Genomic DNA, 12007 nt, shown 5'->3' with positions numbered 1-12007 from the left:
GGGAGGAACGAGCGCAATGAAAATTTCCATGATACGCATGGCACTGCTGGCAGCAGCATCTCCGCTGGTCTTTACGGCTGGCGTCCAGGCGCAAAGCGCCAGCGAGGCGCTGCGTGAAGTCATCACCATCACCGGCACCAAGCGCCCTGAAGGCGTTGCCGTGCAGGACGTGCCGGTGGCCGTCACGGCTTTCAGTGGTGATCAGCTGGCTGCGCTACAGTACCAGGACATCAGCTCGCTGAGCTATGTCATTCCGAACGTCCAGTTCGAAGATATCGGCACGTCACCGACGATCGCCAACTTCTCGATCCGCGGTCTGGGCATCAACAGCTCCATCCCGGCAATCGACCCGACCGTCGGCTACTTCGTCGACGAGATGTATTACGGCATCAATTCGGGCGTCATCGTCGACAATTTCGACATCGAGGCCATCGAGGTGCTGCGCGGTCCGCAGGGCGTGCTCTTCGGTCGAAACGTGACCGGTGGTGCTGTTGTGGTTCGCACCACGACCCCGTCCGAGGAATTCAGCTTCAATGGCCGCCTCGGTGTCGAGACCGGTCTGCGCTGGGTGGCCTCCGGTGTCGTGACGGGTCCGCTGTCTGATTCGGTCTCGGCCAAGCTCGCCGTCTACCGCAGTGACGATGATGGCTGGTTCACCAACGAGTTCGATGGCTCCGACCACGGCGCCAATATCGTCACCATCATCCGTCCGGCGATCGCTCTGCGGCCGAGCGACAATGTCGAGTTCGTGCTGCGCCTCGAATACGGTGAAACCGAAGGCGACGGCCCGGCCGGCCAGAACCATGTGAACGGTTCGGGCATTGGCGGCCTCTTCCCGCGCGGTAGCTTCCGCTTCTCGGTCAACGAGCCGGGCTTTGCTGAAGCCCAGTGGGGCCAGGCGATCCTGTCCACTGAGGTCGGTGTCGAGTTCGGTAACGGCACGATCACCAACATTCTCGGCTGGCGCGACTATGAGGGCTCGTCTCTCGGCGATATCGACGCCACTCCGGGCTTCCTCTCCCACGCTCCGGCCTGGCAGGCCCAGAACCAGTGGTCCAACGAACTGCGCTATGCAGGCACGTTCGGCAATGTCGAGTTCACCACCGGTCTCTATTACTTCGATCAGACGATCGAATATGTGGAGCAACGCCTCCTGCTGGGCGGCGCCGTCAACACGCGTGGTGGTGGCCGGATCGACCACTCCACCTGGGGTGTGTTCGCCAATGCCGACATTCTGATGAGCGATCAGCTGACGCTCAGCGTCGGCGGCCGTTACTCGGTTGAAGACAAGGATGCCCGCATCCAGTCGCTCCTGCCGGGCACGGGCTGCGCCGTTGGCGTGGGCTGTACGGTCGTTGCCGGTACGCCGGGTGCCTTCATCGACTCCGAGAGCTGGTCGTCCTTCTCGCCGCGCGTCGGTGTCCAGTATCGCTACAACGATGTCAGCCAGGTCTATGCCAGCTGGTCGCAAGGCTTCCGCTCTGGCGGCTACAACTTCCGTAACACCTCGCCGAACCCGGCCATCACGCCCGGACCGTTTGACGAGGAGCGCGTCGACTCATTCGAGGTCGGTGTGAAAACCGAACTGGCCGATGGCAATGTCATCCTGAACGTCGCTGCATTCTATAACAACATCAGTGACATGCAGCGGGAGATCAACCAGGCTGACCCGGCCACCGGCGTGGTGCAGATCATCCGTAACACGGCTGATGCCACGATTACCGGTTTCGAGGTCGAAGGCCGCTTCTTCATTGGCGACAACACGCTCGTCACGGCCCAGCTCGGCTATCTCGATGGCAGCTATGACTCGGTGCTGTTCGACCTGAACGCGGACGGCGTCATCAACGCTGCCGACCTCGCTCTCGACATCCCGCGTCTTGCACCGTGGACCTATGGTGTCGGTGTCTATCACGACATTCCGCTCACCCTGGGCGGTGGTTCGACCCTCACCGGCTCGCTCAGCTATAACTTCCGTGACGCCAACGCCTACACGGACAGCAATCTGGGCTTCTTCGACTCGGTTGGCATTCTTGATGCCGGTCTGTCGCTGTCGTTCAACGAAGGCCGTCACATCCTGGCCCTCTACGGCAAGAACCTGACCGACGAAGTGACCTACGGTAACGATACGCAGCTTCCGGCCTTCCTTGGCCCGGCCCCGCTCGGCGGCACCTTCTCGCCGCTCAACCGTGGCCGCGTCATCGGCCTGGAGTTCCGCATCCGCAACTAGGCGGGAACGGCATACGACCCAAACGGTCAAAAGAACCGTCAGGGAGGAGGGAAAGGCCGGAGCCAACGCTCCGGCCTTTTTCGTTGCGTTCTCCAGTGGCCGATAGAGCTCTCGCAGCTGCAATATAAACAGCTTCAATACGTTACCGGGATTTAACGCTGTTGCGTGTTCGCGATGCAACACGTCTGGTGCGAGCGCAGCAAATGGGTTCCGCCAGACCGGGATACCCCGACTATTTCAGCAGATCCCCTTTTCATCCGTGCAATTGACGACAGTTTGTCGGCATCGCAGCGTCATGCTGCGTCGCAACAAGAAAAGCGGGCGCTCCCCGCCCGTCATCCGCGGAGGAAAATCATGAACATAACAACCCTGCGTGCAGCCCTTCTGGCCGCTGCCTCGCCGCTGGTCCTTGCCGGCGGTGTGCACGCGCAAAGCGCCGATGTGCCGGCTGCGCAGCGCCAGCTCGAAGTCATCACGGTTACGGCCCAGCAGCGCGAGCAAAGCCTGCAGGACGTTCCGGTTGCCGTTTCGGCCTTCAACCAGACGCAGCTGGAAAATTCCGGCATTCAGCACATCAAGGACCTGATCGTGCTGGCGCCCGGCCTGATGGTTACCTCGACCCAGTCTGAAACCATCACGACCGCGCGCGTGCGCGGCGTAGGCACGGTCGGCGACAATTTCGGTCTCGAAAGCTCTGTCGGCGTTTACATCGACGGCGTATTCCGTGCGCGCAACGGCGTTGGCTTCGGCGATCTGGGCGAGCTGGAGCGCATCGAGGTCCTTCGCGGTCCGCAAGGCACGCTGTTTGGCAAGAACACCTCTGCCGGCGTGCTGAACATCATCACCCAGGCACCCGAGTTCGAATTCGGCGGCAATGCCGAGCTTCAGGTCGGCAATTACGATCTGCGCCGCCTGTCCGGCTCCATCACCGGTCCGATCGTTGAAGACCAGCTGGCCTTCCGTTTGTTTGCGGTCACCAACCAGCGTGACGGTTTCACCACGCTGAACCTGCGTCAGGGTGGTACGAGCACGGTCAGCGAGTCCGAGAACCAGGACTATTACACTGTCCGCGGTCAGCTCCTCTGGACGCCGAGCGCGACGGTCACCGGCCGTATCATCGCCGACTTCTCCGACCGCAGCGAATTCTGCTGCTCTGCCGTGCAATGGGATTACAACCCGCAGATCGCTGCCATTGTCGGCCAGCTGGGCGGTCAGGTCCTGAGCCCGGCCAACCCGGATGCGCGTCAGGCTTTTGCCAACACGCCCTATCAGCAGGACGTCACGGACTGGGGTGTCTCGGCAGAGTTTGATGTCGATTTCGACGCCGCCACCCTGACCTCGGTCACGGCCTTCCGCCGCTGGGAGAATACCCGCACGCAGGACATCGACTATTCCGGCCTCGACATCGCTGCCCGCCTGGACGGCAATTTCACCAATCTGGAGCGTTTCAGCCAGGAATTCCGCCTGCAGGGCGTGCGTGGTCCGCTCGACTGGCTGGTCGGTGGCTTCTACTCGAACGAAGAGCTGGAACTGGGTGACGCGATCCGCTTCGGCTCGCAATGGGAACCTTTCCTCGGCATCCTGCTGACGGCGCCTTCGGGCACTCCGTCCCCGGCGGGTGTCAGCCAGACCGTGTCCAACCTGACCGGCGGCGCGGTTAACATCCCGGTCGGTTCGGCCATCACGGCTGGCTCGGGTGTCAGCGCTGACCTCTACAACCAGTCGGCCACCAGCTGGGCGCTGTTCACGCACAACACCTACCAGCTCACCGACCGTCTCGCGATCACGGGCGGCCTGCGCTATACGCGCGAGGAAAAGGACGTCACGGCGACCTTCTCCACCAATGCTCCGGCAGCGTGCGCAGCGCTTGAGGGCGCGTTTGGCCTGAACCCGGTTTCGGGCTGGATCCAGGCCGGCACGGCCGGCAGCCTGCCGGCAGCAACGATCACCGGCGGCGCAGTGGCGATTGGCAATATCTGTCTGCCGTATGCGCGTACCGGCCTCGACAATACCGGCTATGACCAGTCGCGCACGGACGAGGAATTGTCGGGCACGATCCGGGCCCAGTATGACCTGACCGACGATGTGATGGTCTATGGCGGCTTCTCGCGTGGCTTCAAGGCTGGCGGTTTCAACCTCGACCGCCAGTTCAACGGTCCGCTGACGCCGGGCGTCGGCTACACCGATGTCGACACTTCGTTTGCCCCTGAAACGATTTCGGCCTGGGAGGCCGGCTTCAAGTCGACCCTGTTCGGGAATGTGCTGCAGCTGAACGGCAACTTCTTCTACCAGGACATCGAGGACTTCCAGCTCAACACGTTCAACGGCACGGCCTTCGTGGTTGAATCGGTGGACGAGGCGCGCTCCTACGGCGCCGAGTTCGACTTCCTCTGGCTGACACCGGTGGAAGGCCTCGATATCTCGGGCGGCTATGCCTATGTCGATACCGAGTATCAGACCATCACCACCACCGACCCGCTGATCGCCGCGCTCGAAGGCCAGAACTTCTCGCTCTCGCCGGAGAACTTCTTCAACCTGGCGGTCAATTACGAGCGGGGCCTGGGCAATAACCTGATGACCCGCATGGGCCTCGATACCCGTTACGTGTCTGGCTACAACACCGGTTCGGATAACGATCCGGAGAAGTTCCAGGACTCGTTCACGGTGCTCAACGCCCGTATCGGTCTCGGCTCGGAAGACGAGCGCTGGTATGTCGAACTGTGGGGCCGCAACCTCACCGACGAGACCTACGCGCAAGTCGCATTTGACGCCTTCGCGCAAGGCCGCCGTGGTACCGCTGGCGCTGATGGTGGCGAGTGGACGCAGCCGCGCAACACGGCCAGCTACGCCGCCTTCCTGGGTGCCCCGCGCACCTATGGCATCACGCTGCGCTCGCGCTTCTAGGCGCTGTCAAAGCTGAAAACGGCAAGGGGCCGGAGCCATGCTCCGGCCCTTTTTCGTGCAGTCTAGCTGAACGCGAAGGGCGAAACGGGCCGGGTGTGCGGCTCGACCTTCAACGTGCGCTGCAAGGGCGGATAGGCGCGCTGTGCGCAATCGCGCCGTTCGCATAGGCGGCAGGTCAGGCCGACCGGAATAGGGGCAGGCGCGCTATCGCCAAGGCCCAGCCGCGCGGCGTGCTGCGCCTCGCATCCCAGAACAACGGCCTGAAGGGCGGCGCCGCCGCCGGGCAAGGGGCGGGCGACAGCCCGCGTCCGCGACACATACCGGGTGCCATCCGGCAGTTCGACCCAGTGCGTCAGTGTCCGTTCCGGCAGGCGAAAGGCATCGTGCACCGGCCAGCGCGGACATCCGCCGCCCGCCCGCGCGAACGGGATCACCCCGCCGCCGAACCGCTTGGTGACATTGCCCGCCGGATCAATGCGCATCAGGAAGAAGGGAACGCCGCGCCGCGTCGGACGGTTCAGCGTGGTCAGGCGGTGAGCGGCCTGCTCATAGCTCACCGCAAAGCGGTGGCTGAGAGTTTCGGCGTCATGGCCCGCCGCCTCGGCGCTCTGGTGAAAGGTGTCATAGGGCATCAGCACGGCAGCCGCAGTGTAACCGGCAAGGTTGGCCCGGTAGAGGCGCGCTGCAACCGGATCGGGCAGGGCGGCGCGCGCCGTTGAGGCGTCAAGAATATCTGCGCAGTCGAGAAGCACTGCCGTCAGCGCGGTCTGGAAGTCGCGCCCGGCCGGCGAGAGCACCTCCGACAGGAGCAGCTTGCGGGCGTGAAAGTCAAAGCGCCGCAATGTGCCGCCCATCACCGTGTCGTCATAGACCCGCACCGCTGCGCCATGCTGGCGGCGCAGATGATCGTGCAAGCCTTGCGTGCGGCCAAGCTCATCGAGGCGCGCCGCCTCACGCAGCGCATCTGCGGCCTCTTCCAGCTGGGGAAAATGGTTCTGCGCGGCGTCGAGCGCGTCGCGCACCGCCTCAAGCGGCAGAAGCGAGCCTGTGCCCGCCACATTGCCGTCAGCAAGACGGGCGGCGAGCTCCGCCGCATTGGCACTGGCATCGCGATAGGCATGGAATAGGCGCGCCATCGCCTCTGCGGCGCGCGGGTGGGCATCGGCCAGCTCACGCACGTCGCGCGCATCAAGATCACTGCCCTTCAGGACGGGATCGCCCAGCGCTTCGCCAAGATCACTCAGGGTCTGGCGGTCCGACTCGGCAGCAAAGCTGCGCACATCGACATCATGGCTTTCCGCCAGCGCCAGCAGCACCCGCGCGGTCACAGGGCGCTGATTGCGCTCCAGCAGTGTCAGATAGCTCGCCGATATGCCCAGCGTTTCGGCAAATTCAGCCTGTGACAGGTCAAGCTCACGCCTCAGACGGCGCAGGCGTGCGCCGGCAAAGAGCTTTTCCTGCTGCGATGCGTCCATGATCGTGATTCCCAATTGTATGAAAAATTACAATCATACAAATCATAATGCATCAATAGCATACACACATTCCCCTTTTATATGGGTAATTTCCACGCATCCAGATCGCCTCGGTGTATGAAACTCACAAGTTCTTGCTTGAGGAGGTCCGTGATGACCAGCTTTTACGATCTTGTTCCTGCCGCCGTGCCGGGCCGCTTTGACGGTATCGAGCGCAACTACACCCCTGATGAGGTCGTGCGCCTGCGTGGATCGGTGCAGATCAGCCATACGCTGGCCGAGCGCGGCGCGGCCCGCCTCTGGCAGTTGCTCAATTCCGAGCCCTACATCAATGCGCTGGGCGCCCTTTCGGGCAATCAGGCAATGCAGATGGTTCGCGCGGGCCTGAAAGCCATCTATCTGTCGGGCTGGCAGGTGGCTGCTGATGCCAATACGGCGGGCGCCATGTACCCTGACCAGTCGCTTTACCCGGCCAATTCCGCCCCGGAGCTGGCCCGCAAGATCAACCGCACGCTCCAGCGTGCCGACCAGATCGAGGTTTCGGAAAACGGCAAGGCGAGCCGGGACTGGTTTGCCCCGATCGTGGCCGACGCCGAGGCCGGCTTTGGCGGTACGCTGAACTGCTTCGAGATCATGAAAGCCTTTATCGAGGCGGGCGCAGCGGGCGTTCACTTCGAGGACCAGGTAGCTGCCGAGAAGAAGTGCGGGCATCTGGGCGGCAAGGTGCTGATCCCGACCAGCCAGCATGAGCGCAATCTAAATGCGGCGCGCCTTGCGGCCGACATCATGGGGGTGCCAACCCTGACGGTCGCGCGCACCGATGCGGAGAGCGCAACGCTTATCAATTCCGATATTGACGAGCGCGACCACGAATTCATCGATTTCGATGCCGGCCGTACGGCGGAAGGCTTCTTCCGCCTGAAGAGCGGGGTCGGCGTCGAGCACTGCATCAAGCGCGGGCTCGCCTACGCCAAGGTGGCCGATCTTTTGTGGTGGGAAACCTCCAAGCCGAACCTAGAAGAGGCCAAGCGCTTTGCCGAAGCGATCCAGAAAGAATATCCCGGCAAGATGATGGCGTATAACTGCTCGCCCTCCTTCAACTGGGAAGCCAATCTCGACAAGGCGACGATCGAGACCTACCAGCGCGAGCTGGGCGCCATGGGTTACAAGTTCCAGTTCGTCACGCTGGCGGGCTTCCACCAGCTCAACTTCGGCATGTTCGAGCTGGCGCGGGGCTATCGCGACCGCGGCATGGGCGCCTATTCCGAGCTGCAGCAGGCCGAGTTTGCCGCCGAGAAGGACGGATACACGGCGACGCGTCACCAGCGCGAGGTTGGCACCGGCTATTTCGACAAGGTGAACCTCACCCTTTCGGGCGGCAACGCGTCAACCACGGCCATGGGCGAAAGCACCGAGACCGCGCAGTTCAAGGCGACGGCGGCGGAATAGGTCCATTCCTCTCCCGCACGCGGGGAAGGAAGCCGTATCACCATCTCGCGTTTCACCGGCGCAAGCCGGTGCCCAGCAAATTTTCTGGATCCCGGCTTTCGCCGGGAAAACGCTGAAAAAGGCCACGAATCGTGATGCCCCACCACACTGCCGATCTGTGTGATGCCTTTCCCGATCAGGTGCGTGTTCTCGCGCCGCTCTTCACTCATTTCGGCGGGCGGCGCGAGTTTGCCGGCCCGGTCGAGACCATACTCGCCTATGAAGACAACTCGCGGGTACGCGAAGCCGTCAGCGAGCCGGGGCAGGGGCGCGTTCTCGTAATCGATGGCGGAGCCTCCGTGCGCCGGTCCATGGTTGGCGGTGATCTGGGCAAACTCGCCGCCCGGAATGGCTGGGCAGGCATTCTGGTTCACGGCGCAGTACGCGATGTCCATGAGCTTGAGGCCACTCCGCTGGGCGTGCTGGCTCTGGGCCTCATTCCGCGCAAGACGGAGAAACGTGGCCTTGGCACGCGCGGAATATCGGTCAGCTTTGCCGGGGTGACATTTGCGCCGGGAAACTGGCTTTATGCTGATCGGGACGGGGTTGTTGTATCCGCGGGGGAGCTGCGAACCTGATTGGGGTCCCCGCTTAGGGCGCAGAAACCCCGGCTTGTCTCATCGGGCCTCTCCACCGGATTTCCGGGCTTGACCCGCGATCCAGACTTTCAAAGCAAGCAGACGACCAGGAAATGCACATGACAGCACATGCCAACACCGCGCCGGAAGGTGTCACCATCAAGGGCGCCATGCGCCCCGGCTATGAGACGATACTGACAGGCGAGGCGCTGGCCCTGCTGGCCGACATCCATCGCCGGTTCAACGCCGAGCGCAAGGCGCTGATGGCGGCGCGTATCGCACGCCAGAAGCGGCTGGATGCTGGCGAGGAAACTCTGGGTTTTCGCTCCGACACGGCCGCGATCCGCGCTGGTGACTGGACCGTCCCCGCTGCACCGGCAGACCTGGCCGACCGCAGGGTGGAGATTACGGGTCCGGTTGATCGCAAGATGATCATCAACGCGCTCAATTGCGGCGCGAAATGCTTCATGGCCGATTTCGAGGATGCCTCGACGCCGTCTTGGTCCAACATGATGGAAGGCCAGATAAACCTGCGCGACGCCGTTCACGGTCAGATCGACTATACCGATGCCGACAGTGGCAAGGCCTATGCGCTGAAGAAGGACCATGCGGTCCTCATCGTGCGGGCACGCGGCCTGCACCTCGATGAAGCCCATATCGAGATTGATGGCGAGCCGATGGGCGGCGGATTTGCCGATTTCGCGCTATACCTGCTGCACAATCACGCCCGGCTGAAAGCGAACGGGACAGGGCCGTATTTCTACCTGCCCAAGCTGGAAACGATGGAAGAGGCGCGCCTCTGGTCTCTGGTCATCCGCCATTGCGAGAGCGTGCTGGGCCTGCCGTGCGGTACGGTGCGCGTCACCGTCCTGATCGAGACCATCCCGGCCACGTTCGAGCTGGACGAGATTCTCTACGCCCTGCGCGAGAATATCACGGCGCTCAATGCCGGGCGCTGGGACTATATCTTCAGCTATATCAAGCGGCAGAAAACCAATCCGGCTGCCGTGCTGCCGGATCGCGGCCAGGTGACGATGACCGTGCCCTTCATGGCGGAATACGCAAAGCGCGTGATCGCCGTCTGTCACCGGCGCGGTGCTCACGCCATGGGCGGGATGAGCGCTTTCATTCCGGTCAAGGGTGATGATGCGGCGAACGAGGCTGCGATCGCCAAGGTGAAGGCCGACAAGACGCGCGAGGCCAGCATCGGTCATGACGGGGCCTGGGTCGCTCACCCCGCCCTGGTGCCGGTCGCCATGGAGGCCTTCGATGCGGTGATGAGCGGACCGAACCAGCTGTCGAAAATTCCGGATGTGAAAGAGGACGCCGCTGCGCTTCTCACTGCGCCTGAAGGCACGGTCACCCACGCCGGGGTCACTGGCAATGCCGATGTCGCCATCCGCTATATCGCCTCCTGGCTGCAGGGGCGGGGCGCAGCGCCGATCCATAACCTGATGGAAGACGCCGCTACCGCCGAGATCAGCCGGGCTCAGCTCTGGCAGTGGCGCACGCACGGTGTGAAAACAGCTGAAGGCCGCGTCGTCGATGCGGGCTATGTGCGCGAGGTCATAGCCGCAGCCGCAAGCACCATTCGCGCCGAGCTGGGCGATAATGCCTGGACCAGCGGAAGGTTTGACGAGGCGACTGACATACTGACCGCTCTGGCTCTGGATGAGGGTTTTGAGGAGTTCCTCACCTTGCCCGCATACGCGAAAATTCGTGAGCAGACCTGATCACGATCCCGCATTGCCCCTAAATCCCGCCACGAAACCGCGCTAGGCTGGTCCCCATGGATCGTTTTGCGCTTCTGATTCGCCATCGCGGCCTGCTGATCGCAGCGGGCGTGTTCCTCCTGTTCGGCATCTGGGCGGTGTATCTCTCGCCCTGGTCTGCAAGGGCGCTGGAGGCGCGGCTGGAACAGGCGGCCGCCAGCGCGCTGGAGCGTGTGGGCGAACAAGGCTGGGCCAGCGTGGAAATGCGCGGCCAGCGCGCCGTGATTTCGGGCTTTGCTCCGTCAGAGGACGCGCGTGCCCGCGCTGTGCGCGCCGTGCGCCAGGCGGACTGGTCGGGCGGGGTGGTGGCCGGCGGCATTACACGCATCACCGACGAAACGCGCCTTGCCCTGCCGGAGGCAGGTCTTGCCATCCGTGCCGACTATGAAGGCGAGGTTCTTGTGGTACGCGGCTTTGCGCCCGACCCTGGCGCTGCTGAACGCGTGGCCCGTATTGCCGGGGCGCTCAGCCCGGAAGCCGACGTGTTTCTGGAAGAATCTGCAGGACAGATACCCGATGGCTGGGAAGCTGCCGTACGCCTGTTGCTGGGTGAGCTGGTAAGGCTTGAACAGGGCACGGCCTTCCTGCTCGACGAGGGCGTGGCGCTGGCAGGGTTCGCGTCAAGCGCCCAGACGGGCGAGAGCGTTGCTGGCGGCTTGCGCTCGGTGCCTGCGCCCTTCGGGTCGGCATCCCATATCCGGGCGGGGCGCGAGATTTATTCGGTGCCGCTACGATCGGTCGCCTTGTGCGACCTGCTCGTGCAGGCAACGCTGGGTCCGCACGGCAGCGCACTGGAAGCGCGGCTTCCACTGTCGGACCTGTCGGCGGAGGCACTGGCGGAGGCCGGTTCGGCCTTTTCCCATTGCGCGGCGGGTGAGCTAGTGATCACGACACCCGCGCGATCCGGTGCTGCGGTAGCCGAGGCGCTGATCGGGCCGCTCGTCTCGGGCGGCGCAGAACCGGAGCGCATTCTGGTGCGGGCCAGCGGACCGGCAGGACAATACGCAATTGCACTTGAAGTGCTCGCGCGCAGCGAGCGCCGCGCCGCGCAAGCAGGCTGAGGAATGAAACCATGATGTGGTTGATGTGGCATATGTGGGTGATGCTGGCGCTGTCCGCGCTGATTGGCGGCGTCATTGGATGGATATTGCGTGGCGCGCGCCCCGACGGCCCGTTGCGCCTGCCCCCTCGCGATAAGCCCGTCACAGCTGAGCCTGTACCGTCCGAGCCGGCCCGGCCTGCACCATCACCTGAACCAGCCCGCACCGAGACGCCTGCGCCAGCACTGGAGGCTGCAAAGGCAGGGGCATCAGGTGAGGCGGGGCCGGACGATCTGACCCGCATCAAGGGCTTGGGCCCGAAAGCGGAAAGCACGCTGGCCGAGGCAGGCGTGTTTCACTTCCGCCAGATTGCCGGGTGGAGCGCTGCCGATATCGAGAAATTTGACGCACTGCTCAATGCGCGCGGACGCATCATGCGCGAGGACTGGGTGGGGCAGGCGAAAGCGCTGGCGAAAGGCTAGGGCACACCTAGTCGAAACGCGTTTTCGTCCATAGGGCGATC

General features: G+C 63.4%; 8 protein-coding genes. 7 read left to right on the top strand and 1 reads right to left on the bottom strand.

The annotated features are described in order from the left end of the window. Both ACTS2Z_RS05430 and ACTS2Z_RS05425 read left to right on the top strand, forming a co-directional pair. A partial coding sequence (locus ACTS2Z_RS05430; RefSeq protein WP_442572207.1) for a TonB-dependent receptor occupies positions 1–2227 on the top strand: 2227 nt, incomplete at its 5' end. 354 nt (positions 2228–2581) lie between these two features. Then, positions 2582–5131 carry a TonB-dependent receptor gene (locus ACTS2Z_RS05425; RefSeq protein ID WP_442572206.1) on the top strand — a complete coding sequence of 850 codons (2550 nt, stop codon included), beginning with the start codon at positions 2582–2584 and terminating at the stop codon, positions 5129–5131. Positions 5132–5193: 62 nt separating this feature from the next. On the opposite strand, the gene ACTS2Z_RS05420 is transcribed toward ACTS2Z_RS05425, so the two are convergent. Next, positions 5194–6606, bottom strand: coding sequence for a helix-turn-helix domain-containing protein (locus ACTS2Z_RS05420; RefSeq protein WP_442572205.1), 1413 nt, complete (start codon positions 6604–6606; stop codon positions 5194–5196). Between the two features lie 153 nt (positions 6607–6759). Here ACTS2Z_RS05420 and aceA point away from each other — a divergent pair, with 153 nt between their 5' ends. The 5 genes from aceA to ACTS2Z_RS05395 all read left to right on the top strand — a co-directional run bounded on the left by aceA (position 6760) and on the right by ACTS2Z_RS05395 (position 11966). Next, the gene (gene aceA, locus ACTS2Z_RS05415; protein ID WP_442572204.1) at positions 6760–8055 is read left to right on the top strand and encodes an isocitrate lyase; all 1296 of its coding nucleotides are present in this window, start codon (positions 6760–6762) and stop codon (positions 8053–8055) included. 134 nt (positions 8056–8189) lie between these two features. Then, the gene (rraA, locus tag ACTS2Z_RS05410; RefSeq protein WP_442572203.1) at positions 8190–8672 is read left to right on the top strand and encodes a ribonuclease E activity regulator RraA; all 483 of its coding nucleotides are present in this window, start codon (positions 8190–8192) and stop codon (positions 8670–8672) included. A gap of 119 nt (positions 8673–8791) precedes the next feature. After that, positions 8792–10405 carry a malate synthase A gene (gene aceB / locus ACTS2Z_RS05405; protein ID WP_442572202.1) on the top strand — a complete coding sequence of 538 codons (1614 nt, stop codon included), beginning with the start codon at positions 8792–8794 and terminating at the stop codon, positions 10403–10405. Between the two features lie 56 nt (positions 10406–10461). Then, positions 10462–11505 (top strand): hypothetical protein, encoded by a 1044-nt coding sequence (locus tag ACTS2Z_RS05400; protein WP_442572201.1) that lies wholly within the window; start codon positions 10462–10464, stop codon positions 11503–11505. Between the two features lie 11 nt (positions 11506–11516). Next, complete coding sequence (locus ACTS2Z_RS05395; protein WP_442572200.1) at positions 11517–11966, top strand: hypothetical protein; 450 nt, start codon at positions 11517–11519, stop codon at positions 11964–11966. The last annotated feature ends 41 nt before the right edge of the window (positions 11967–12007 follow it).

The organism is Glycocaulis sp. (genome assembly GCF_052168375.1).
In the GTDB taxonomy this organism is placed as follows: Bacteria; Pseudomonadota; Alphaproteobacteria; order Caulobacterales; family Maricaulaceae; genus Glycocaulis.
This window is presented reverse-complemented; position numbering and strand designations above follow the sequence as displayed.

What these genes read in the sequence shown, in the direction of transcription:
- ACTS2Z_RS05420 (WP_442572205.1), bottom strand. Translation starts at nt 6,606, where the DNA reads ATGGACGCATCGCAGCAGGAAAAGCTCTTTGCCGGCGCACGCCTGCGC.
- rraA (WP_442572203.1), top strand. Translation starts at nt 8,190, where the DNA reads ATGCCCCACCACACTGCCGATCTGTGTGATGCCTTTCCCGATCAGGTG.
- ACTS2Z_RS05395 (WP_442572200.1), top strand. Translation starts at nt 11,517, where the DNA reads ATGATGTGGTTGATGTGGCATATGTGGGTGATGCTGGCGCTGTCCGCG.
- aceA (WP_442572204.1), top strand. Translation starts at nt 6,760, where the DNA reads ATGACCAGCTTTTACGATCTTGTTCCTGCCGCCGTGCCGGGCCGCTTT.
- aceB (WP_442572202.1), top strand. Translation starts at nt 8,792, where the DNA reads ATGACAGCACATGCCAACACCGCGCCGGAAGGTGTCACCATCAAGGGC.
- ACTS2Z_RS05400 (WP_442572201.1), top strand. Translation starts at nt 10,462, where the DNA reads ATGGATCGTTTTGCGCTTCTGATTCGCCATCGCGGCCTGCTGATCGCA.
- ACTS2Z_RS05425 (WP_442572206.1), top strand. Translation starts at nt 2,582, where the DNA reads ATGAACATAACAACCCTGCGTGCAGCCCTTCTGGCCGCTGCCTCGCCG.